20 protein-coding genes are annotated in these 22,401 nt (G+C 59.1%); 11 read left to right on the top strand and 9 right to left on the bottom strand.

What is annotated here, in order from left to right:
- The first annotated feature begins 25 nt into the window (after nt 1-25).
- The 6 genes from BFV67_RS11015 to dsbG all read left to right on the top strand — a co-directional run bounded on the left by BFV67_RS11015 (nt 26) and on the right by dsbG (nt 4,959).
- A complete protein-coding gene (locus tag BFV67_RS11015; RefSeq protein ID WP_021240169.1) occupies nt 26-445 on the top strand; it encodes a hypothetical protein in 420 nt (139 codons plus the stop codon).
- A gap of 5 nt (nt 446-450) precedes the next feature.
- Entirely contained in the window at nt 451-1,008 is a 558-nt protein-coding gene (locus BFV67_RS11010; RefSeq protein ID WP_084833289.1) for an RNA polymerase sigma factor, read from the top strand.
- 87 nt (nt 1,009-1,095) lie between these two features.
- Nucleotides 1,096-1,467 (top strand): hypothetical protein, encoded by a 372-nt coding sequence (locus tag BFV67_RS11005; RefSeq protein WP_045910602.1) that lies wholly within the window; start codon nt 1,096-1,098, stop codon nt 1,465-1,467.
- 48 nt (nt 1,468-1,515) lie between these two features.
- Nucleotides 1,516-3,540, top strand: a complete 2,025-nt coding sequence (locus BFV67_RS11000; RefSeq protein ID WP_069598322.1) for a protein-disulfide reductase DsbD family protein — start codon at nt 1,516-1,518, stop codon at nt 3,538-3,540.
- 7 nt (nt 3,541-3,547) lie between these two features.
- The gene (locus tag BFV67_RS10995; RefSeq protein WP_023292370.1) at nt 3,548-4,159 is read left to right on the top strand and encodes a DsbA family protein; all 612 of its coding nucleotides are present in this window, start codon (nt 3,548-3,550) and stop codon (nt 4,157-4,159) included.
- A 41-nt stretch (nt 4,160-4,200) separates the two neighbouring features.
- The gene (dsbG, locus tag BFV67_RS10990) at nt 4,201-4,959 is read left to right on the top strand and encodes a thiol:disulfide interchange protein DsbG (protein ID WP_069598321.1); all 759 of its coding nucleotides are present in this window, start codon (nt 4,201-4,203) and stop codon (nt 4,957-4,959) included.
- Nucleotides 4,960-4,998: 39 nt separating this feature from the next.
- Here dsbG and BFV67_RS10985 read toward each other — a convergent pair whose 3' ends face one another.
- The 9 genes from BFV67_RS10985 to BFV67_RS10945 form a co-directional block, all read right to left on the bottom strand.
- A complete protein-coding gene (locus BFV67_RS10985) occupies nt 4,999-6,291 on the bottom strand; it encodes a glycoside hydrolase family 10-like protein (protein ID WP_023344174.1) in 1,293 nt (430 codons plus the stop codon).
- Between the two features lie 7 nt (nt 6,292-6,298).
- Nucleotides 6,299-6,586, bottom strand: a complete 288-nt coding sequence (locus tag BFV67_RS10980; protein WP_008501679.1) for a VF530 family protein — start codon at nt 6,584-6,586, stop codon at nt 6,299-6,301.
- Between the two features lie 94 nt (nt 6,587-6,680).
- Complete coding sequence (locus BFV67_RS10975) at nt 6,681-8,855, bottom strand: glycoside hydrolase family 2 protein (RefSeq protein ID WP_069598320.1); 2,175 nt, start codon at nt 8,853-8,855, stop codon at nt 6,681-6,683.
- Nucleotides 8,852-11,518 (bottom strand): hybrid sensor histidine kinase/response regulator, encoded by a 2,667-nt coding sequence (locus BFV67_RS10970; protein WP_069598319.1) that lies wholly within the window; start codon nt 11,516-11,518, stop codon nt 8,852-8,854. The genes BFV67_RS10975 and BFV67_RS10970 overlap by 4 nt, the downstream gene beginning before the upstream one ends.
- A gap of 10 nt (nt 11,519-11,528) precedes the next feature.
- On the bottom strand, nt 11,529-11,954 hold the full coding sequence (locus tag BFV67_RS10965; protein ID WP_008501676.1) for a globin family protein: 426 nt from the start codon (nt 11,952-11,954) through the stop codon (nt 11,529-11,531).
- A complete protein-coding gene (locus BFV67_RS10960) occupies nt 11,951-13,345 on the bottom strand; it encodes a DUF3131 domain-containing protein (protein WP_039025523.1) in 1,395 nt (464 codons plus the stop codon). Before BFV67_RS10960 ends, BFV67_RS10965 begins: the two co-directional genes overlap by 4 nt.
- Complete coding sequence (locus tag BFV67_RS10955) at nt 13,330-14,877, bottom strand: DUF3131 domain-containing protein (RefSeq protein ID WP_063417833.1); 1,548 nt, start codon at nt 14,875-14,877, stop codon at nt 13,330-13,332. The genes BFV67_RS10960 and BFV67_RS10955 overlap by 16 nt, the downstream gene beginning before the upstream one ends.
- Entirely contained in the window at nt 14,874-16,193 is a 1,320-nt protein-coding gene (locus tag BFV67_RS10950) for a DUF3131 domain-containing protein (RefSeq protein WP_023292377.1), read from the bottom strand. Before BFV67_RS10950 ends, BFV67_RS10955 begins: the two co-directional genes overlap by 4 nt.
- Nucleotides 16,190-18,007, bottom strand: a complete 1,818-nt coding sequence (locus BFV67_RS10945; protein ID WP_021240158.1) for a glycosyltransferase family 2 protein — start codon at nt 18,005-18,007, stop codon at nt 16,190-16,192. The genes BFV67_RS10950 and BFV67_RS10945 overlap by 4 nt, the downstream gene beginning before the upstream one ends.
- 281 nt (nt 18,008-18,288) lie before the next feature.
- Between BFV67_RS10945 and opgC the strand changes: the two genes are divergently transcribed.
- From opgC to BFV67_RS10920, 5 genes are read left to right on the top strand one after another with little or no spacing between them, the layout of a single operon-like run.
- Nucleotides 18,289-19,506: an OpgC domain-containing protein gene (gene opgC / locus BFV67_RS10940; RefSeq protein WP_023327506.1), complete on the top strand. Its 1,218-nt coding sequence runs from the start codon at nt 18,289-18,291 to the stop codon at nt 19,504-19,506.
- An 11-nt stretch (nt 19,507-19,517) separates the two neighbouring features.
- Complete coding sequence (locus tag BFV67_RS10935) at nt 19,518-20,417, top strand: hypothetical protein (protein WP_084833307.1); 900 nt, start codon at nt 19,518-19,520, stop codon at nt 20,415-20,417.
- Nucleotides 20,418-20,426: 9 nt separating this feature from the next.
- On the top strand, nt 20,427-21,641 hold the full coding sequence (locus BFV67_RS10930) for a PP2C family protein-serine/threonine phosphatase (protein WP_044596461.1): 1,215 nt from the start codon (nt 20,427-20,429) through the stop codon (nt 21,639-21,641).
- A complete protein-coding gene (locus tag BFV67_RS10925; RefSeq protein WP_023292380.1) occupies nt 21,631-21,969 on the top strand; it encodes an STAS domain-containing protein in 339 nt (112 codons plus the stop codon). The genes BFV67_RS10930 and BFV67_RS10925 overlap by 11 nt, the downstream gene beginning before the upstream one ends.
- Nucleotides 21,970-22,395, top strand: coding sequence for an ATP-binding protein (locus BFV67_RS10920; RefSeq protein WP_021240154.1), 426 nt, complete (start codon nt 21,970-21,972; stop codon nt 22,393-22,395). It abuts the gene before it with no gap.
- Nucleotides 22,396-22,401: the final 6 nt, after the last annotated feature.

Below are 22,401 nucleotides of genomic sequence, written 5' to 3'. Positions count from 1 at the left end.
AATTACTGCAAACGAGGTAAACACCATGAGAGATTTTGAACTGCACGGCAGAGGTCACGGGCGCGGATTCGGTCGCCACCGCATGGGCAAAGGTTTAATCATCGGTGCGGTGATTTTCATCGTGCTCGGCCTGCTGGTGATGTCCCTGTGGAACGCCTTGCTCCCGGCGATCCTGGGCGTGAAGGCCATCGGATTCTGGCAGGCGCTGGGCATTCTGGTGCTGAGCCGCATTCTGTTCGGTGGACTGGGGTTCCGCCCGGGGATGTTTGGCGCGCACCGCCGCATGCACGAGCGCTGGATGAACATGACGCCCGAACAGCGTGAGGCGTTTATTCAGCAGCGTCGCGAAGGGTTTGGTCGCCACGGACGCGGTCACTGCGGCTGGCACGGCCATCGTGACGATAAGCGCGATGACGCTACGCCAAAAGCGCCGGACGCGGAGTGAGCGAGATGAAAGCCGGGGAGGCGGGCGGATCCATGCTGATGTCGGCGCTCAACGCCTGTCGCGCCCGGCTGAAAGCCTTCATTCGCGGACGGACGTCCGTGCGCGATGATGCCGACGACATTTTGCAGGAAGTGACGTATCAGCTGATGAAAGTGGAGCAGCCGGTCGAAAACGTTGCCGCCTGGCTGTTCCGCGCGGCGCGTAACGAGATGACCGACCGGGCGCGTAAAAAGCGCGAGGTGTCGCTCTCCGGCTATTTTACGGGCGAAGACGAAGGTTTTCCGGAATACGAGCTGGCCGAAACCCTGTTCGGCGTACCGCACACGCCGGAGGAGGAGTACCTCAAGACGCTGCTGTGGGAAGAGCTGGGCCAGGCGTTGTCAGAACTCCCGCCGCCGCAGCGGGAGGTATTTGAAAAGACCGAGCTCCACGGCTACAGCATTAAAATGCTGGCAGAGGAGACCGGCGCCAGCGAACAGGCGCTGTTATCCCGCAAGCACAAGGCGGTGCTGTTTCTGCGCACGCGGCTGCGGGACGTCTATGACGCGCTGACGGGCGAATAGCGGCGGCAGACAAAACCTTACACTTCCGGCACTTGTAGATTCATCACTATCGTTTATGATCGGGGCGTCTTGTCACTCTGGAATGTTATGCGCAACCGTCAGCTCCTCGGAAAATGGCTTTTGATTATCACCTGTCTCGCGATGGCGCTTTGCCTCGTGCAGCGTGCGGTGATGCTCAACCATTTTTTACAGGGACTGGATCCGCAGATTTCGCTGAGTGCAGATGCCCCGGCTCAAACCAGCAACACTGAACAACCCGGCCCGTCGCCGTGTCAGCTCGGCGCGCACTCGCTGCTTTGCGCCCAGCCGCTGTTCTTCGACGGTGCGTTACCGGCCATTATTATCTTCTTCGCGCTGCTGCAGCTGTTGACGCAAGGGCGGGCACTGGCTCCCGCGGAACAGCCCGTTCAGGCGCCGCCTCCCCGAATACACCTTAAAAACTGCGTTTTCCGTGAATGAAAATCATCGTCACCACACGATAATTTTTCACTGTTCACGGAGTAATACATGGTTAACCTCTTCAGGGGATTCGTCTTCCTGTGGCTGTCCTGCATCGGCATTGTCCATGCGGCGGACACCGGCTGGCTGGTCTCCCCACAAAACGATCACGCCCGCATCCGCTTTCAGGCGGAGAGGGAACAAACGCACATTAAGGGTCTGCTCACCGTTGAGTTAAAGCCCGGCTGGAAAACCTACTGGCGATCGCCGGGCGAGGGCGGCGTGGCCCCGAAAATCAGCTGGCCGGAAGGCGTAACGGACAGCTGGTCCTGGCCGGTACCGTCGCGTTTCGATATCTCCGGCATGACGACGCAGGGCTATCACGATAAGGTCACTATCCCGATCGTTCTCGACGGGGTGAAGGGCGACACGCTCGACGGGACGCTCACGCTCTCCACGTGCAGCAACGTGTGTCTGCTGACGGACTACCCGCTGCATCTTGATTTTACCCAGCCGGTGGATGAGGGATTCCAGGCCGCCTTCGAGCAAGCGATGCGCGCCGTGCCGGGCTCATCAGGCGTGTCCTCCAATCTGTCCGCCTGGCTTTCCGACGGCAATCTGGTGATTACCGGCACCACGGACGGGAAATGGGATAATCCGGGGATCTACTTTGACCCGCTGGAGGGTGACATTCTGCCCGGCGAGCCGGTTATTAAACATGACAGCACTGCGCTTCGGGTGACGGTGCCCGTGACCGACGAATGGGGCGATAAACCCGCCTCGCTGGCAGGCAAGAGGCTGTCGTTTGTGCTGACCAACGGCGATCGGGCGCAGCAAACCACCATGACCGTTGGGGCAACGCCCGAAGAGACCTCCGCACCGGACGGGACGGGAAAAATGGTGCTCTTTGCGCTATTAGGCGGGCTGATCCTCAACCTGATGCCCTGCGTGCTGCCGGTAATGGGCATGAAGCTTAACAGCATCCTGCAGGCGGGATCGGACAGGCGTGCCATCCGGCTGCGCTTCCTCGCCACCAGCGCCGGGATCCTCACCTCCTTCATGCTGCTGGCCGGGATGGTCACCGCGCTGAAGCTGGCCGGAGCGTCGCTGGGGTGGGGCATTCAGTTCCAGAACCCGTGGTTTATCGGCCTGATGGTTGCCGTGACCTTCCTGTTTGCGCTGAACCTGTTTGGGACGTTTGAAATGCTGCTGCCTTCTGCCGCCGCCGGACGGCTGGCGACGGCAGGGGGAGCGGGGATCGGCGGCAGCTTCTGCGAAGGGATGTTCGCCACGCTGCTGGCAACGCCGTGCTCCGCGCCGTTCCTCGGTACGGCGGTCGCCTTTGCCCTTGGCGCGCCGCTGCACGCCCTGTGGCTCATCTTCCTGATGCTCGGCGTGGGCATGAGCCTGCCGTGGCTGTTCGTCGCCCTGGTGCCGAAAACGGCCCTGCTGCTGCCGAAACCCGGCCGCTGGATGAACACGCTCAGGGTCATCCTCGGCCTGATGATGCTGGCCTCCAGCCTCTGGCTGGCGACGCTGTTGAGCGTGCATCTGGGCGAGGCGGTCAGCCAGATCGTGATGCTGGGGCTGACTGCCGTCGCGCTGGTGCTGTTTGCGCTAAAGGGGCAAAAATCTTCGCCGCTTTTCTGGGTGGTGGTCATCGCGCTGTCGGCGTTCGGCGGGTATCAGCTGCGCGGTCTGCTTAACGCGCCGCCTGACGCTCCGGCACAAAGCGTTGCGCAGACTATCCCGTGGCAGCCGCTCAGTGAAGAGACTATCGAGAACGCGCTGGCGCAGGGGAAACGGGTGTTTGTGGATATCTCCGCGGACTGGTGCGTGACGTGCAAAGTTAACGAGCACCGCGTACTCAGTCAGCCGGACGTGATTGCCGCGCTGCGCCAGCCGGACGTGGTGGCCCTGCGAGGGGACTGGAGCCAGCCGTCCGCGTTTATCGCGGATTTTCTGGCGAAGCGAAACCGCTACGCCATTCCGTTTAACGCGGTGTATGGCCCCGGCCTGCCTGATGGCGAGATCCTCTCGCCGCTGCTGGACAAGCGCACCCTGGTCACCACCCTGAACAACGCAAAAGGCTAACTGTGTCATGAAAAAATTCCTTATTACGCTTCTGCTCCTGCTGGCCCCGCTTCAGGTATTCGCCGCGCAGCCGCTGACGCCGGACCAGGAGCAGCGCGCGCAGAAGACGATCGCTGACTTCCTGTTTAACGATCCAAACTCCCCGCGCATCGGCGCGAAAAACCCAAAGCTCACCCTGGTGGTGTTTACCGACTACAACTGCCCGTACTGTAAAAAATTCGATCCGTACCTGGAGAAGATTGTCGAAAAACATCCGGACGTGGCGGTGGTCTTTAAGTTTTTACCTTTCCGCTCGGAAAGTTCGCTGACCGCCGCACGAGACGCGCTAACCGTCTGGCGTGCGCATCCTGAGCAGTTTATGAAGCTGAACCACACCCTGATGGCGAAAAAGGGGTACCACGATGACGCCAGCATTCAGGAGGCGCAAAAGCGGGCGGGCGTGAGCGTGACGACGCCGGACGAGGAGAGTTTTCTGACGATCAGGCGCAGCCTCATTGTGGCGGAAAAAATGGGGATCCAGGGCACGCCCGCCACGCTTATCGGCGAGGGGCTGCTTCCCGGCTGGGTGCCGTTCGAACAATTCGACGAAATGGTCAGTGAAGCACTGAAAAACCGCTAACCTGAAGGGGGCGAAATGCCCCCGATAAACCGGAGAGGGAAATGAGAAAATTACTGTTACTTTCGGCGCTGGCGACGTCAGGGCTGGTACAGGCGGCTGAAGCCATACCGGATGTGGTGAAGCAGTTCAGCGAGCAGCAGCAGATCAACATCATCAAGAAGCTGGATGCGCCGGGCGGGGCGCCAGCCTGGCTGGGGCAGTATCAGGATATGGGCGTGACGCTCTTTTTAACCCCGGACGGCAAACACGTCATTTCGGGCTATCTGTACGATGACAAAGGAAAAAACCTCAGCGAAGGCTATTTCCAGAAAGAGATCTACGCCCCGATGGGACGCGAGATGTGGAAGAACCTGAATGCGGCGCATCCCCTGAAAGAAGGGGCGGATAACGCCCCGCGGAAGGTCTTTGTCTTTGCCGATCCGTTCTGTCCGTACTGCAAGCAGTTCTGGTCCGAGGCGCAGCCTTGGGTCAAGGCCGGTAAGGTGCAGCTCAATACGCTGCTGGTGGCGTTTCTCAACCCTAACAGCGGGCGCAACGCCGCCGCCATTCTGAATGCGAAAGATCCGGTTTCGGCCTGGCGCGAATACGAGCTTTCCGGCGGCAAAAAACTGCCTAAGCCTGAAGGCGAGGCTTCCCGCGAAACGGTTGCGATCCTACAGAAACATCAGGCGCTGATGGACAGCCTCGGCGCTAACGCCACGCCCGCAATTTACTATCTGAATGCGGAAAACGAGCTGCAGCAGGTGGTGGGTATGCCGGATGCGCAGCAGCTCGAGGCGATGTTCGGGCCGAAGCCGTAAAAAAACAGGCAGAAACGGGCGTTTCTGCCTGGTGGTCACTCAGCTACCCCAGCGTCCACGGAGATAGTTTACCGCCTGCTGGGTCTGCGGCTGGTTCAGGTAATCTTCCCGGAACAGGATGGTGCCGTTGACGTTGGGCAGCGAATCGTTGAGATCGAGCTGCTTTTTCAGCTCCGGCACGCCGCCCTGAACCGTCCAGTCCGGCTCTTTTTTCGACGGCTCGCCTACCTTGTAGAACGCAATGCCGATATACAGGCGAGTGTGGGTCGGCTTCACCACGTCGGCCCACCATCTGGTCAGCACGTCGTAGCGCGCGGCATCCCGCGAGAAGGGCCAGTAAATCTGCGGCGCGATGTAGTCCAGCAGGCCCTGCTGCACCCACTGACGCGTATCGGCGTAGGATTCATCATAGGCCGCGGCGCCGCGGGTGTCGGAGCCTGCCGGGTCAAAGGAGCGGTTGCGCCACACGCCCGCCGGGCTGACGCCAAACTCCACGTTGGGTTTTGTCTGCTTGATCGCGCGGGAGACCTGGACAATCAGCTGCTGCGTATTGTGTCTTCGCCAGTCGGCTTTTGAGGCAAACCCCTGGCCGTACTGCCGCCAGCTCTGCGCGTCATTGAGCGCGGATCCCGGCGATTCGGCATAGAAGTAATCATCAAACTGCACGCCGTCTACCGGGTAGTTCGCCACCACTTCGGTGACCACTTTGGTTATCCAGTCGCGCACCTCCGGAATGCCCGGGTCGAGCACAAAGCGGTCACCCGAAATGCGGACCCATTCCGGGTGCTGGACATAAACGCTGGACGGCGTCTGGTATGACGTCCGGTTCAGGGCGGCGATGGTGGACGGTTTGGTGTTGGTCGATACGCGATAGGGGTTAAACCAGGCATGGACTTTCATGCCGCGCTTGTGCGCTTCATCAAGCATAAACTGCAGCGGATCGTACCCCGGATACTCACCGATGTTGCCGGTCAGCATATCTGACCACGGTAAAATTTTGGATGACCAGAGCGCCGTGCTGTCCGGCTTCACCTGAAAAAATACCGTGTTGATGCCGAGCTGCTTAAGGTTGTCGAGCTTTGCGATCAGCGCCTGCTTTTGCATCGCGATGCGCTGGTCCGCGCTGCGGCCATTCACCGAGGCTACCGGCGGCCAGTCAAGACGCGAGACGGTCGCCAGCCAGATGCCGCGCATCGGGGCGTTTGCCTGCGGCGTCGGTTTGCTGACGGTGGGAAGAGGGGTAACCAGTGATTTGGGTGGTTTTGAGGAGCAGCTTACAAGTAAAAGCGCGCAGGCAGCCAGCGCACCAATCCGTTTTACGTGTCGCGTCATTTGCGTATTAGCTCTTGATAATCCTGCTGTTGGCCCAGGGATTAAAGGCGGGCGCCGCCTGCGCTGTATTTCCCTCATCGCTGAGAGAGTCCAGATACAGGGCTTCAACCTCCGCGCGCGCCCACGGGGTGCGGCGCAGAAATTTCAGGCTCGATTTAACGCTGGGGTCTTTTCTGAAACAGTTAATTTTGATGCGGTCACCCAACTCGCTCCAGCCATATTTCGCCACCAGGGCGTTGACCATCATCTCCAGCGTTACGCCATGCAAAGGATCTTTGGAAATATGTGCAGTCATAGGCGTCCGGATGTCTCGATTTTTAGGGGATTGGGGTAAACGCTGAAAGGGTACAAGAAAGCAGGGGAAGCGGCAATTTTCCTTTTCCCCTCGCTCACTTTATGACGGACTCCGTGCGCTGATTTTCGCCGACAATTTTTCCCGCGCTGTTTTTAATCGTAAACCGAATCGACACGTCGTCCTGGCCCGCGGGCGTGGCCGTGACCGCTTTTACCATCGTTCCCGAGTCTGCTGCGATCGTCATCGTCGCCGTGCCATTTGCCAGCACCTTATCGCGCTGGGTGATGCGCCAGCTCAGACGGCATTCGCGGCACGGTTTCCAGGTGTCGTTGATGGCCCACAGACGCACGGTCGCCGCCGCCCCGGATTGCCACTGCGCCGTGACGGGTTCAATGGACGGCAAAACAGGCTGGTAGGCGCGTTTTAAGGCGTAAAACCCGGCCTTAGGCTTACGCAGGTAGTCCACCACGCCCCAGTTGATGGAGGGCCAGGTTTCTACAAACATGAAGTGGAACAGGGCCGTCACCGGCTGGTAGCGCTGTCGACGGTAGCTCTCTGCCGCCGTGGCCACCAGCTGCGACTGGTACGCCTGAGTATTGCGGATCATCGCCTGAATGTTGTCCCCACGCGAAATACCGGCAAACTTAAAGGTCTGGAACGGCTGAAAATTATGGTATTTCCAGACGGTCCAGCCGGGATCGTCAGCGGCGGTCGTTTTGGGCCAGAGTGACGCCGCCGGGATGATGGTTTTTAGCGTCGACAAGCGGGGAAGTGCCTGCGCGCCGAACTCGGTGATGATCCCCGTTTTGGCCGGAGCAAGCAGGTCGCGTACGGTACCAAAGTACCAGCCCGCCCAGTAATGCTCCTCAACGGCGGAAAAGCGGTGCACGATGCGCGAGGTATCTTCGGCAAGCGTATCCGCCACCTTTTGCGTGAGCTCGCGATTCAGATTTTTATTCCAGTCCGGGAAGCGTTTTTCCATCCACGGCGAGTTCCACGGCGGTTCGTTATGCCCGCCCCAGACGATGATGGCGGGGGAATTGCCGAACTGTTCGATCATCTCCCGCGTCTGTCGAACCGCATTTTCCGTGAAAGCCGCACTGTTGTTGTAGCCCCACTGCAGCGGAACATCCTGCCAGATCATCATGCCCATCTCATCGGCCACGTCATACAACGCACGTCCGGCAACGTGTCCGTGCACGCGTATGGCGTTGGCATTCATGGCTTCCACCAGACGAAGATCGCGACGGTATTTTTCTCGCGTCATGGTGCTGAGCCAGGGGGAACCGATGTAATTACTGCCCTTAATGAAAAGGCGTTTGTCGTTAATGAGCCAGCCCTTATTGTCGGGCTGCTCGACGATCTTGCGCAGCCCGGTGCGGGTGACCGCCGTATCCATCAGGCCGTTTTCATCCCGCAATGCCACGCGAATGGTATACAGGTGCGGTTTTCCGGTACCGACGGGCCACCACAGTTTTGCCTTCGGCATGGGCAGCGTCAGCTGCACGGAATGGGCGCCGCTTTCGAGGGTAACCGGAAAGTCAGCTTGGAAGCGCTTGCCGCTGAAGTTGGCGGGCGTGGCGGTGAGCCGCACGGTCGCCGGGCCCTGACCGAGCGCGCGATAGCGAATGTCTGCTTTCAGCGCGGGGTGCGTCAGCCCCTGTGACCAGTCTGGCCGCAGGATGGTCTCATCAAGGGTGGCGCCCCGGCTAAGATGCAGCCTCACCGGCGCCCAGATGCCGCCCGAGTTGGCGTCCTGTCCTTGCGGCGACCAGGCCCCGCCGGGACGCGTGTCATGCTGGTTAAGGATCCCCTTCATGACCGTTTTATGCAGCGGCCAGACCTTAGTGGGATCTTCGTAAGGGCTGTCCACCCTGACCACCAGTCGGTTGTGACGTTGTAACGCTTGACCGGCATCCAGCGAAAAGCGCTGAAAATAGCCCTCATGCTGGCCCAGCGGCTGGCCGTTCAGGGTGACCTCGGCCAGGTAGTCGACGCCGTCAAACACCAGGGTGCTCATTACGTCGGGCGGCTGCACGGGCAGGGAAAACGCGTGCTTGTACCACAGCGCGCCCTGATGATCGTACCCGGCGCTGTACCAGTTGGCGGGGACCTGAAGCGGGCGCCAGCCTGATGCGGCAGGATGTGCGGTGTCATTGGCGTCCTGAACCTGCCATTCTCCGGCCAGAGACCAGCTGACCGGCGCAGCGTTCGCCACCGTATGGGTGGTCAACAGGGCAACGAGCAGCGCGCAGTAGCGAGTCATCATGCGTTTACCCCGCGCGCGTTGAGCCACGCCATCAGGCGCAGCGATTCCTTTTGAAGCTGCTGGTTTAGCGCCGCAAGCTGTTGCCCCTCCAGCGTGTGCGCCTCGCTCTCGAGCGCCTGCAGCTGACGGGCGAGTCGCCCGAAATCCAGCGTGACGGCTTCTCCTCGCAGCTTGTGGGCCGCGCGGCGCAGCGTTTCACGATCGTCGCTGTCGATAGCCAGGGTGATGGCCTTCATGGCCTCCTCCAGCCCTTCGCCAAACAGGGCCAGCAGCTCCTGAACCAGAGCAGGGTCGTCAGCACACTGCTTCAGCAGACGTGCTTCATCCGGGAAGGCGGAAGGGTCATCGTGGCGCGGGAGCACGCGAGCAATCTCCTCAGCGAGACGCTCCTGGCTGATGGGTTTGGCAATGTAGCCGTCGAAACCCATCTGAAGACAGCGCTCTTTATCCCCCTGCATGGCGTGTGCCGTCATGGCGACGGTGGGCTGCGCCGGTCCGGGCCGGGCGCGTTCTTCTTCACGCAGCAGGCGAATGGCGGTTTCACCGTCCATCTCTGGCATCTGAAGATCGATCAGCAAAACGTCCCACACGCCCGCGCGCCAGCGTTCCAGCAGTGCGACGCCATTATCGACGATCTGACAGGTGTGCCCGAGCCGCTCAAGCAGGCGCGCGGCGACCTTCTGGTTGACCAGATTATCTTCCGCAAGCAGGACCCTGAGCCCGGCCGTGTCCGGCGCGACGGTGGGCGCGGGCGCGCTTTCACTCACCGTCTTTGGCGCACGTTCAAACGCCGCGGCAATCGCCTGATGCAATTCATTCTGGGCGATAGGTTTATGCAGGTAGTTCTGGATACCGATCCGCTTCAGCATATTGATATCAAAATGTCGGCTCATGGAGCTCAGCATGATGATATGGCTTTCAGCAACCTGCGGCAGCACCGAAAGTTCGAGAGCCAGCGACACGCCGTCCATATCCGGCATCTGCGCGTCCAGCAGGATCAGGGGCCATGCCGTTCCGGTTTTAACCCGGTTGATGGCCTCGCTGGCATTATTAACGCAGGTGGGTTTCAACCCCATCTGGCTAAGCATGGCGGCCAATAGCCGCAGGTTGGTCGCGTTATCATCAACCACCAGCACGGGTTCCCCGTTAAAGCGATGGCTATGCCGGCGTTCCTCCGGGCCGGGCGCCTGGGCCGCAAGCGGTAGCACGAAGGAAAATTCGCTGCCTTTCCCCGGCTCGCTGGAGACCGTTAATTCGCCGCCCATCGCCGCGACCAGTCGCGCTGAGATGGTTAGCCCGAGCCCCGTACCGCCATAGCGTCGGGTGGTTGAGTTATCCGCCTGGCTGAAGGCTTCAAAAATGGCTTTCTGCTTATCTGCCGGTATGCCAATGCCGCTGTCGCACACCCGGAAACGCCATCGATCCGCGCTATCCGCGGGCTCAACAATCAGGATAACTTCCCCCTGATGGGTAAATTTCAGCGCGTTACCCAGCAGATTGGTCAGGATCTGACGCAGCCGCGCGCCGTCGACCAGCAGCACGTCGGGAACGTCGGGCGCAATATCGACCAGCAGCTCAATGCCTTTTTCGCTCGCCCCCGGCATGTGGGGGCGAATAAGCGACTGAATGAAGGGGCGGACCGGGACGGGCTCCGCCTCCAGCTCCACTTTGCCGGCTTCAATCCGGGAAAAGTCGAGAATGTCGTTGATGATATGCAGCAAAGACTGGGCAGAACTCATCACCAGCGTCAGGTAATCGCGCTGATCGGCACTGAGAGAGGTATCGAGGCACAGCTGGGTCATGCCAATAATGCCGTTCATGGGGGTGCGAATTTCATGGCTCATATTCGCCAGGAACGCGCTTTTTGCCTCATTGGCTTTTTGTGCCTCAATGGCCGAGGCGAACGCCTGAATTTCAGCCTCCTTGCGGCGCGTAATATCCTGCAGCGTGCCAATCACGCGCTCGGCGTTTCCCTCAATGGAGAGCGTGACCACCTGGCCGGAGAGCAGCATCCAGCGCAGACCTTCGGTAGGGTGATGCACGCGAATTTCACATTCAAAGACCGGACGATGATCCTGCTTCGACGCGTGCAGCGCCTTGCGCAGCGCAGCGCGATCGTTCTCGTGGACCTGATTGAGCAGAAAACGCACCGGATATCGCCACTGGGTGCGCGACTGGCCCAGCATGGCCAGCAGGGTATCGTTGACCTGGAGCGTGTCGCCAGACACCTGCCAGTCCCAGATCCCGATATGGATGGATTCCGCCGTCAGCAGAAAATCGTCATGCAGCTGATGACGCGCCCGCTGTGCTTCATCCAGCTCCGTGACATCGCTGTGCAGGCTGACAATGCCGCCGTCCGCAAGGCGCTGGTGCTGGACGAAGATCCGCCGCTGGCCTGCCTGCCGCACTTCGCAGTGTTTATCCTGCCGACAGTTGCGCACGATCGACTCGCGCAGCGTCTGGCGAAGGCCAGGGTCGACGTTGTAAACGGCGTCGATAAAGCGTTCCGCCAGCGACTCCAGCGTTGTGCCCACCTTCAGCCACGGGGTGATGACCGGATAAAAAAGGGCCACGTTGTGATTCCAGGCCTGCAGGCGTTCCTCGGCGTCATAAATCATGACGGCGGCCGGCAGCGCGTTAAGATCGTACGTGAATGCGCTCATCGTGATCCTCCTACGCGCGGTAGTGCAGTTCTGCCTGTCGGCGCAGGTATTCCAGCCCGGGCGCGATCGCCATGGCCCAGGCCGTCAGGATCTCATCGTCGCACTGCGGATCGCGCAGGCTCACGGTGTTCAACATCGCTTCGCGCCACAGGGCGAAAAAACGCGGCGGGAGGTGGAGACCATCGTCGCTTTGCTCCCGCGCCAGGCGCTCGAGGAAATCAGGCACGATTAACGCGCCGTCTACCGCAAGCATGGCGAAGAAACTCTTAAACAGAGTCTGCTGACCCTCGCTATCCGGCAGGCGAGAAAAATGCTGCTCCGTCTCGGGTGACATATGGACGAAGGCGTCATAGAACGTCTGAAAAAACGCCGTTTTATCATTATCCGGAAAGACGCGGTTCAGACTGGATTCAAACAGATCGCGGTAAAATTTCACGGCGTCCTCCTTACGGCATTTTCGCCCGGTAGACAGTGCCCGACGGGCGTATAGTCATCTGCCACACGGCGCGTAAAGTAGCTCTCTTTTTTAGCCCGGCGGGCGTCAAACAGGGGGCCCGCGTTGTGTTTAAAGAACAGGGCTTCCAGCACCGTGGCATTGGTAGAAAGGGTGAGCGCAGCGTTAGTATCGCCCGTGGCTTCCTGGCGGCCTTCGTACCAGCCTTTTTGCGGATCGTTAAGATGCTTTGTCACCGCCATCAGCACGTCGGTGTACGGGGTGTCCCACAGGGCCCACAGGGCAAAGACCGCCTTGGTCGATACCTGCGCGAAACGGGTGTAGTCCCGGCCATCGTCACCGACAGAGTTCCAGGCATAGCCATTTCCCCAGACCGTATCCTGGATATGCCAGGGCGCCTGCGGGAGCGAGAAATCTGCCCTGGCCGTCAGGATCTTATCGGTCTCCCAGCGGCTCTTCTGGCTCAGCCAGACGTTTTCGGCCTGCTTGCGCAGGTGTTTTTGCCGATCGGCCGCAACGCCTTCGGGCTCCCAGCCAAACTCCAGGCCCGGCAGCATATAGGGAAGGGTGGTGATCAGGGAGGGCTGCCACGTGGTGCGCGGATCCCGGGCATCGACGGCCAGACGCCGCTGGGCGATGATGACGTGGTGCGCCGGGGGCGTAAACGCTTTCTCCGGGGAAAATCCCCACAGCTGAAACGCCGTTGCGGCATATTCGCTCTCGCCCAGGCGCAGCTCCTCGCGCACCACCGGCTGGCCGTTTTGCAGGGAAGATGACCACAGTTCGCCTTCACGATCGATAACCGGACAGAAATTCCAGCGCAGGATGATTTTATCGAGGTATTCGCTGTACTGCGGTTCCCGCTCTGCGGTAAGGCGCAGGGCGAGCATCAGACGCGCCATGTCGCGCGCGGACCAGCCATTTTTAACGGGCTTGCCGCTAAAGTCGATCGGCGTCGCCGTCTGGCTGGAATAGAGTCGACCGGGCGTCCGGGCCTCGGTCAGCATCAGGCGATTGAGGGTGCCCATCAGCCGCGTCAGGCGTGCGTCATACTCGGCCTCCTCAATCAGCCCCAGCTCTTTGGCCGCCAGCAGGGCGATAAGCGTATCGCCCATTTGCCAGAGCGTGACGCGGGGCTGTTTGTCGCTGCCGTTGACCAGCCCGGTTTGCGGCTGGGTATTATTGACGAAATAGCGCCAGGCGATCGCCGCCCACGTCTGCTCTTCCGGCGTCAGGGCGGCAATACGCGCGCTGGAGTGCCAGCCGCCACTGATGAGCCAGCGCCAGCCTGCGCCCTGATGGGCAAACAGCGCAAAGACGATCGCGCCTGCAAGGAGTAATCCCGCAAGCCCTCTGGCTATGGTTTTAAGCATTGCGCAGTCACCGGAGGCAGTTTAACGGGCTCGTCCGCGCTGCATGACGCGCACTGACAGGCCTGGCAGGCGGGTTTGGTTCGCTGCGTGACGCCGGTCCGGTCGCACCAGCTTTTTACGGCCGGGGTGCTGGCAAGGAACGGGCGGCTGCGCAGCGCGTTGTTCTCTTCAAACTGATCGAGCAGCTTTCGATCCCACAGAGACGGGGCAAAATCCTTGCTCTTCGGGTTGTCGGTGTTGAAGGCCAGCAGTTTTCCCTCTTTTTTGAACAACAGGGCCTCCAGCATGATGCCGTTATTGTTCGCGGTGAACTCTTTGATCGGGCCGTCGCCGTTTTCATACAGCCCTTCGTAGTAGCCTTTTCCCTCTTCGTTGGCATTCTCAATGGTGTTCAGCAGGCGGTCAGTATAGGGGGAGTTCCACAGCACCCACATGCCCAGCGCCGCCTTCAGCGAAATCGCGGCAGCGTTAGGGACGAACTGGCCTTTATCGGTAATGGTGTTCCAGTTGTACCCGTCGCTGAAGACGGTGTCATAGACGAAGTAAGGGGCCTTATCGAGCTGGTGCTCGGAGCGCGCGGTCAGGACGCCGGTAATGGTATAGCGGTTCTCCTGAGCCTGATAAACGCGGTCGGCAAAGTTTTTCATCCACGTCAGGGAGTAGTCGCGCGGGGCGTTATCCCGGTCGGTCGGTTTATCAAAGCCGAACTCCAGCCCGTAGAGCAGGTAGGATTCCGTCACCACGTAGTTATGCTGCGACGTGTTGCGCGGGTCGCGCGTATCGTACGGGACCAGCACGCAGTAGATCTCGGCCAACTCGTAAGGCTGCGGACGGCTGGCTTTGCAGGTATTGAACCCCCACAGCTGGAAACCGGCCGCGCCGTACTCTTCATAGCCCAGTCGACCTTCCTGAACGTACTTCGGCTGGCCGTTCTCCAGATAGGCCCCGTACAGCGTGCCGCAGGGGTCGATCGCGTGGCTGAAATCCCAGCCGAGCACCACGTTATCAATGCTGTTGCCGTATTCCGGGTAACGCTCCTTGATGATTTTCAGCCAGACCAGCATTCGCCCGATATCCAGCGCCGAGAAGCCAATTTCGCCGGGCTTGTTGGTGTAGTCCACCTTCTGGCCGCTGATGGTGTTATAGGCCTTGTTGGGCAGCTCGTTGCGGAACAGCACCAGGGTGTTTAACGTGGCGAGAAACTTCAGCATCCGGCGGTCAAATTCCGCTTTATCAATGATCCCCAGCTCGCGCGCTGCCGTCAGGGCGGCCAGATAGGAGGCGCTGTCCCACATGGTGGTGGAGGGATATTTGTTGACCGCATTCACCAGGCCCGTCGTGGGCTGATAGTTGGTGACGAAATACTGCCAGGCGTTTTTCGCGATGGTCATCTCCCGGGCCGTCAGCTCGCCGCTGCGCGGGGAGTAACCTGATGCAGGAAGCTCGGTGTCCGCACGCACGGTCGATAGCGCCAGCCAGCAGATCGTTATTCCCGTGAGCAGGTGGAAAAGGATCGGGGATCGTGGCTTCATGGCGTTGCTCCTGCTGAGGGGGATGTGTAGAGGCAGGCCAGACAGAGCATCTGGCCATGCGCGATGTAAGACAGACTTTCCAGCACAATGGCATTGGTATCGGCGTCCACGACGGCATTGACGCTGTTGTTGAGATTTAACCCGCGCTGCCAGCCTTTACCCGGCACCTGAAGCGGCAGAACCTGCTGGCGCAGCGCTTCGCTCCAGCTGTTGCGGAACAGGGCGTACCAGGCAAACGCGGTGCGGGTGGAGGTCATCGCCACTTTCTCCGGCACCTCGTCGCGCAGGTTACGCGCCTGTACCGGCTGCCTGTCCGGCAGATCGTTAACGTAATCCGGCGCGGGCTCGGCATAATCCGTGCTGACGGGGGGTTTTGGCGCGCGCAGGCCGTGGCGCCGCTGCTGGATCTGCATAATCCGCCACGCAATTTCAGCGCTCTGCGCATCAAAGCCCAGCTCAAGACCGGTTAACAGATAGGGGAGACTGATCAGCGAGGTTTGCTTGCCCCAGGGCGTGCGAAGCCCTTCATCGGGCACCATTACGCCATCCAGATCGATCATCTTTTGCCCTTCAGGCGGGTTGGTCACCGCGAGTCCTGCCGCGCTGTCAATCAGGCGCAGCGTATGGCTGGCATAGAGACGGTAGCCAAAAGTGTCCCGCTGTTCATCGTCGGCCAGCGTCCAGTGGTGGAGCGGCACCGCAGCCTGGCTTTGGGTGTTATTTTCAATCAGCGCCGCGGTGCGCCACACGCTCAACAAATCGCGGATGGCCGCCGCGTGCTGGGGATAGCGCCACAGCAGGGTCTGTAATGCCGTCAGCAGCCGGCTCAGACCGATTGCGGAGGCGTCAGGTTTGCCCAGGATCTTGAGCGTGTCCGCATGGTAATAGGCGGCGGGGAGACCTTTGTCATTGAGCGGCAGTTGCCCCAGCGTGAACACGGCGGTGCTGACCCTCTCGTCAAACTCATCGGCGGAAATGATATTGAGCTGCTCTGCGGCAGCGGTCGCAAAGAGGTAGCTTCCCACGCTCCAGAGGCTCAGCCAGGGTTCACCGTCGCTGGCGTTCGCCAGCCCGTTTGGCTGGGTATTATTCACGTAGTATTGCCAGGCGACCCGCGCCCAGATGGCTTCGTCATAGGTCAGCGCCCGTGTTGTGGGCAGCGGCGGGAAATCTTTACTGAGCGCGATGCCGCCGCTGCTTTCCACGCGCGTGGGCATCTGTTTCTCCACCCAGACCACAATGGCAAAGCCGATCAGGAAGCCGAGCAAAATGGTGAGGTAGCTGCGCGCGGGCAGCAGGGCATCACGTATCCTCATTGAGTGACCTCGTCCTCTTCAGCGGGCGTCCACATGGCCGCGAAAATCAGCGGCAGCATGGCGGCGATGTTCACCCCTCCCCAGAAAATATTGATGACGTAGCCGGAGGGATCGTCCACCTGCCCACGCGCCACCTGAATACCGCCCCAGATAAGCCCTGCGAGGGTCAGCACCACGATGGCAATCTGCGGCTTCACCAGGTAGAGAAAACGGCCCGTCTGCCGCTCTTTTGGCGTGACGTGAAATTTGATCTGCTCGCCCCGCAGCACCGTATTGAGCGCGCGCAGGTTCATGGAAAAGAAGGAGAGGTATGAAGCCCTGCCGTCCCAGGCCGAGATCCCCCAGGTGCCGAACATAAACGCCAGTTCAGAGAAGATAAAAAAGGGGAGAAAGTGGAGATAGAACGGCGTCGACCAGGCGGACACCGGCGGAATGCCGGTAAACAGATAGATAATGGGCGAAATCAAAAACACCGTGTTCCACACGCAGGCCATGTATGACCAGAAGGTGGTGGCATACATCAGCGTCTGGGGGAGTGAAAGCCTGAAGCGGCGACGGCTGAAGATGTTGTCATGAAACAAAATATCCAGCGAACCGGCGGCGTACTTAAAGCGCTGGATCATCCAGGTGAGCATATCCTGCGGAGAGAGCATCTTCGACTCAACCCGCGGATGCATAACCGAGCGCCAGCGCCGTGCGGCGTCACCGTGCAGCAGCACCGAAGTGTAAATATCTTCCGAGACGTGGAATTTGTAGGGGGTAAGCTCGGTGTCAAACGCCACGTGCGGACGCATTGCATTCTGCAGCGCGTCCCGGGTCTCCTCATCGCGAATGTCGCGCGTATGACGATGGATCTCCTCTTCGACGGACCAGACATAGCTTCTTAGCGCGGCCTGCATGACCGCCTCGCGACGGTGAATGGACGCTGCGCCGCAGCAGAAAGCCGCGTTCGCCCAGTTGCGCCGCCGCAGGATCACGTCATAGAACATGCGCGGATCGTTAAAAAACGGGTCGCGGCCAATCGTGATCGGGCCAACACACTTTTGAATCAGCCAGCCCAGACCGTAGCCCACTTTTCCGGCTTTTCGCTGGCCCCAGCGCGACAGGTTTTCTCCTTCCGGAAGATCGAAGAACCACTGCGGCGTCTGTACCCAGGCCACGTCCGGATCGCGAAAATAGCCCAGCGTATGGCTGAGCAGGGTGGGAAATACCCGGGTGTCGGCGTCGCAGATAACAATAAAATCGCCGTCGGTTTGCTCAAGGCCGTTGCGCAGGTTGCCGGCCTTAAAGCCGATGTTGGTCTGGCGAGTGATATAGTTAACGCCTTCCTCTTCGCAAACGGCTTTCATCTCCGGGCGGCGGCCGTCATCAAGCACGTGGATGCGGTAGTCAATCGGGAACGGGTACGCCATCTTCAGGGCGTCGCGAATGGACAGCCTGACCAGCTCGGTGTCTTCGGAGTAGGTGGCAATGAACAGATCCACCTTGACGGGACGGGGCTCTACGGCCTCCTCAGGCGACAGGCATTCGTTAATTTCGCCGGGCGGCGGACTCTGAGGAGGATCCTGTTCTTTCCACAAATTGATGGTAAACAGCACGGTGCCAATCCACGCCAGGGTTTCGGCGAGGACCAGCGGAATGGCATACCATAATGCGTCAGTATTCAGGGAGGCGGTCCAGCGCCAGTAAATATAATTGGCACCCAGAATAAGCGCCGCGACCGCTAACACCTGCCAGGTGAACATGACCCAGCGCGGTGTTGTTAACGGTTCCGGAGGACGACGATGTTCAAAACGGGAAAAATAAAAATCCATAGTTCCGGCGTTCCTGATTCCGTGAAAATGCAGACCCATTCTGCTGCGCAGACAGTTGCCCAAAAGCGAAAGAAAATAGCGATTAAACAAGATTTAAGATAAGTGTAGAACGCCGAATAAAAGTGTCCAGCCACGTTTTTATTAATATTTAGCGGTGGTTAATTCAGCTTAAATTCTGCTTAATGATGTTTCATCGGCCGTCGATAAATTGCGGTTACTATTCCTTTAGGCTATCTACTTTATTTAGACCTTAATTTTCGTTTTCAGGCAAAGGACACCCTATGAGCCATGTTGCGCCGTCGGTAGCGCAAGAAGATGACGCTAAATCAACAGCATGGCGGTATGCCGTTGCAGGTGCCAGGGACCTGAGAATCGACTTTATGCGCGGCATTGCCCTCGTCATGATGGTCGTGGCGCATACGGAGGTGATGTCGGTATTTAATATATTCTCCTGGGAGCGTTTTGGGTTAACAACCGGTGCAGAAGGTTTTGTTATTCTCTCGGGGTTTATGCTTGGCATGCTGAACCGCGCGCGTCTGCAAAAAGTGGTTTTGCTCACGGTTTCCTGGGGGCTTTATCTCAGGGCATGGAAAATATATCGTGTAAATATCATTATCATAGTGTCGTTTATTCTTCTGGCCTATATCCCACATATTAACGTTTTCGAGGTCACCCATTTTACCGACCGTTTTTCGGGTGAAAGCTGGTCGCTTTATCCGGTTACGCCGCAAATAAAAGAGACCTGGTTCAACATTATCCTCTATTTGCAGATTGGCCCTCATCAGACGCAAATTCTGGGGCTGTATATCTTTTTACTGCTACTCAGCCCGCTATTTTTGGGGATGCTGCAGAAAGGAAAAGTCTGGTGGCTGCTGGGGCTGTCGCTGCTGGTGTACAGCCTGTGGCAGCGCTGGCCGCTTCGGCTGACGCCGTCGGAATTCGAATTTGCCTTCCCGCTGCTCGCCTGGCAGTTCATCTTTGTGCTGGGCATGGCCAGCGGCTGGTATAAAGCCGAACTGCTCTCTTTCGCCCGGACGCCTCCGGGGAAAGGGGTGGTAGTGGCGCTGGTCATGGTGTCGCTGGTGCTGGGATTTGTCGCCCAGAACCATACCAACCCGTTTATGCCGCCCGCGCTGCTGATGCACGTCATCCCGCCTGACAGCTTCAATTCGTTTTATCACACCTGGGCGGCGAAGAACGGGCTGGGCCCGGTGAGGGTGTTAAACGATATCGCCCTGATGGTCACCGTCTACCTGGTGCTGACGTATTGCTGGACGCCGCTCAATCGCCTGCTGGGATGGTTCCTGATCCCGCTCGGCCAGCACTCGCTTTATACCTTTATTTTGCATGTGTACGTGGTGCTGCTGGTGAGCCAGTTCATCACCTTCGACTTATGGCGACATGCCTGGATAGAGAACACGTTAGTGCATGCGGCGGCACTGGGTATTTTGTGGCTGATGGCAAAATACGACGTCGGCGCACGCTGGATACCTAACTAAGGATGGCGGTTATGCGCGAAAAATGGCTTCTGGCGGGCGTGCTGCTCGCCGCGATCCCCGCCGCAGAGGCGGCGAAAAGCAGTGAAAATGAATCCCTGCGCGATAAGAACGGTGAACCTGTTCAGGCTGGCGTCTTTACCAGCCGCTGGGGGCGCCTGTTCTCGGGTAACGATAAGAAATTATCAGGTGCGCTGAGCTTTAGCTCGGGACTGAAAGAGCAGTGGATGAGCATTCCTAACAGTTCAGACACCGCCACGGAAAAGAAAAAGATTAACCAGACGCTGAATCTCAGCCTTCAGTATTCCCCCTACAGCTTCTGGTTTGCCAACATTACGTCCCGACTGCCGGTCAGAGACACCAGCCGCTACACCGCCGATTTTCGCTACAGCTTCGGCTACGATGACTGGCACGCCAACACCGTCAGTCTGGTTTACAGCAACTACGGCGATAACCATTTCTGGACATCGGGCAGCCGACGACACACCTATTTCGAACAGGGCGCCTTCACGCTGGCCTACAAGTTTTCGCTACCGAAACCGGTCGAAAACACGCTCCTGATTAATAAAGGGGATTCCATCATTTGCCAGGTCGGGTACAGCTGGGTGCCGCGCTACTACGACCTCAGCAGCGATGACATCCGCAAAAATAAAAACGTCATGCTCGGCGGCTGCGGCTACACCTTCAAACAACATTTCTTCGTTCGCGCGACGGCATTCTGGTTCCCGGACAGCAGCCAGCAGCAGCCCTGGAACGGCGATTACAGCTACAGCTTCGGTTATGCCGGCTATACGCCGGGTTCGTTCTCCATCCAGTACGCGAACTATGCGGGAACGCGCTATCCGGGGCACGGCAACGGGAATGCAAAATTCAGGGAAGGGACCGTGAGCCTCATCTGGTTCTTACCGCTTTAGGAGGGATGTATGTCGGCGCTGCACGTGTTAATCGTTGAAGATTCGCTGATTTATCGTCGGTTACTCTCCCGAATGCTCACCCAGTGGGGGTATATCGTGAGCGAGGCTGAAAATGGCGTCGCCGCGCTGGAAATACTGTCCAGCCAGCCGATCAGCATGGTGATAAGCGACTGGGACATGCCGGAAATGGACGGACTCACGCTCTGTCAGACCATCCGCAACCGTCAGTTTGGCCACTACGTCTATGTCATTCTGCTCACGGCACGCGAAAATGCCGGGGATTTAACGCAGGGCTTTGATGCCGGAGCCGATGATTTTTTAAGCAAGCCGGTCGAACAGGATGAACTGCGGGCGCGTCTGCACGCCGGGGTCCGTATTTTAACGCTGGAAGCGACCCTCGCGGCGCACAACAAGCGCCTGAGTGAAGCGTTGCATCAGATTGAACAGGATCTTGAACTCGCGGCGCGCGTTCAGCACTCCGTGCTGCCTTCGCACCGCTTACGCTTTGGGAACTACTTTTCCGACTGGCTTTTCATGCCGTCTGCGTGGGTCTCAGGCGATGTGTTCAATATTTTTCCACTCGATTCTCACATTGGGTTCTATTGCGTGGATGTGTCCGGTCACGGCGTGGGGGCCGCGATGATGTCCCTCGCGGTGGCGCGTCAGTTCTTACATGGCCGGGTGGTAGACCGTTTTTTGTTTACCGATCAGGGCGGCATTCAGTCGCCTGCGGAGGTGATCGGAATCCTGAACAGCCGCTTTTGCAGTGAAGAGAGCGACATTACCAGCTATTTCACCATTATCTACGGGGTGATCGACCCCGAGAGCGGACGAGGGGTGTTGTGTCAGGCCGGGCATCCTACTCCCGTCATTGTGAACGCAGACAGCGCCGTCACGTCCGTGGGCAATGGCGGCCCGCCGGTCGGGCTGATGCCTGACCTCAGCTGGGAGGACGTCGCGTTTACCCTCAATCCGGGGGATCGCTTATGCTTATTCAGTGACGGTATTACGGAGTGTGAGAACGTCAGCGGCGAGCAGTTTGGCCCGCAGCGTCTCGAACGCTGGCTTCATGACCATGCCCGACTTCCGGTTGACCAGCTCCTGGCGCGGTTCGGTGACCACCTGACCGGCTGGCGCAATGCAAATCGTGATGAACCGACCGCCTTAACCGATGACGTTTCACTGCTCGTGATCGAGCGTCAGGGAGAACAGAATGATTATTAACACCGAACGACTACCGCATGCCAACATCCTCACGCCCGCAGTCCGGCGGCTGGATGCCTCCGTTGCCGCGACGTTTAAAGCGTCCGTGACGGAAGAAATTGGCGACGATCGCAAGGCTTTGATTGTCGACTTCAGCAAAGTGGATTTTATCGACAGCAGCGGGCTGGGAATGCTGGTGTCGTTGTTTAAGCTGATGAACGGGAAAGGCGACATGGCGCTGTGCTCCCTGAACCCTGGGATCATGAACATGTTCACCCTGACCCGCATGGATCGCATATTCCGCATCTATCCGGACAAAAGCAGCGCACTTGCGCAGCTGGGGCAGTAGATGCAGACGCCGGTGCAGGCAGAATTTCCGGCGGTGCTCGGTTCCCTGACGCCGCTGGCCGGCTGGCTGGAAGCGCGGCTGAGCGCGCTTCCCGTAGATGATGAGTGGCGTTTCGCGCTCGATCTCGCCGTCTGTGAGGTGGCGACGAATATCATCCGGCACGCGCTGCATGAGGATGCCTCGCGCACATTCAGCGTACGCTTCGATATCCGCGACAGCGACGTCTGCATTGTTTTTACCGACGCGGGCGACGCGTTCCCGCTGGCGCGGCTCGAGGCCGCCAGACGAGACCGCTTCTGCGAAATCTCGCCGTTACTGGAGAGCGGCAGGGGGCTGATGCTCATTTTGCTGAGCGTCGATCGTTTCTCGGTGGAGCGAGCGGCGGGTGAAAATATTGCCACGCTTGAAAAGAAAATCAGCGTATGACCTGCG

It is taken from the genome of Enterobacter roggenkampii (assembly GCF_001729805.1).
In the GTDB taxonomy this organism is placed as follows: domain Bacteria; phylum Pseudomonadota; class Gammaproteobacteria; order Enterobacterales; family Enterobacteriaceae; genus Enterobacter; species Enterobacter roggenkampii.
Note: the sequence above shows the minus strand (reverse complement) of the source record. Positions and strands in the feature narration are given on the sequence as shown.

Coding starts and splice junctions, on each gene's coding strand:
- BFV67_RS10930 (WP_044596461.1), top strand. CDS start 20,427: ATGTCGGCGCTGCACGTGTTAATCGTTGAAGATTCGCTGATTTATCGT.
- BFV67_RS11010 (WP_084833289.1), top strand. CDS start 451: ATGAAAGCCGGGGAGGCGGGCGGATCCATGCTGATGTCGGCGCTCAAC.
- BFV67_RS10975 (WP_069598320.1), bottom strand. CDS start 8,855: ATGATGACTCGCTACTGCGCGCTGCTCGTTGCCCTGTTGACCACCCAT.
- BFV67_RS10955 (WP_063417833.1), bottom strand. CDS start 14,877: ATGAAGCCACGATCCCCGATCCTTTTCCACCTGCTCACGGGAATAACG.
- dsbG (WP_069598321.1), top strand. CDS start 4,201: ATGAGAAAATTACTGTTACTTTCGGCGCTGGCGACGTCAGGGCTGGTA.
- BFV67_RS10925 (WP_023292380.1), top strand. CDS start 21,631: ATGATTATTAACACCGAACGACTACCGCATGCCAACATCCTCACGCCC.
- BFV67_RS10935 (WP_084833307.1), top strand. CDS start 19,518: ATGCGCGAAAAATGGCTTCTGGCGGGCGTGCTGCTCGCCGCGATCCCC.
- opgC (WP_023327506.1), top strand. CDS start 18,289: ATGAGCCATGTTGCGCCGTCGGTAGCGCAAGAAGATGACGCTAAATCA.
- BFV67_RS10960 (WP_039025523.1), bottom strand. CDS start 13,345: ATGCTTAAAACCATAGCCAGAGGGCTTGCGGGATTACTCCTTGCAGGC.
- BFV67_RS10980 (WP_008501679.1), bottom strand. CDS start 6,586: ATGACTGCACATATTTCCAAAGATCCTTTGCATGGCGTAACGCTGGAG.
- BFV67_RS10945 (WP_021240158.1), bottom strand. CDS start 18,007: ATGGATTTTTATTTTTCCCGTTTTGAACATCGTCGTCCTCCGGAACCG.
- BFV67_RS10995 (WP_023292370.1), top strand. CDS start 3,548: ATGAAAAAATTCCTTATTACGCTTCTGCTCCTGCTGGCCCCGCTTCAG.
- BFV67_RS11005 (WP_045910602.1), top strand. CDS start 1,096: ATGCGCAACCGTCAGCTCCTCGGAAAATGGCTTTTGATTATCACCTGT.
- BFV67_RS11015 (WP_021240169.1), top strand. CDS start 26: ATGAGAGATTTTGAACTGCACGGCAGAGGTCACGGGCGCGGATTCGGT.
- BFV67_RS10985 (WP_023344174.1), bottom strand. CDS start 6,291: ATGACGCGACACGTAAAACGGATTGGTGCGCTGGCTGCCTGCGCGCTT.
- BFV67_RS10970 (WP_069598319.1), bottom strand. CDS start 11,518: ATGAGCGCATTCACGTACGATCTTAACGCGCTGCCGGCCGCCGTCATG.
- BFV67_RS10920 (WP_021240154.1), top strand. CDS start 21,970: ATGCAGACGCCGGTGCAGGCAGAATTTCCGGCGGTGCTCGGTTCCCTG.
- BFV67_RS10950 (WP_023292377.1), bottom strand. CDS start 16,193: ATGAGGATACGTGATGCCCTGCTGCCCGCGCGCAGCTACCTCACCATT.
- BFV67_RS11000 (WP_069598322.1), top strand. CDS start 1,516: ATGGTTAACCTCTTCAGGGGATTCGTCTTCCTGTGGCTGTCCTGCATC.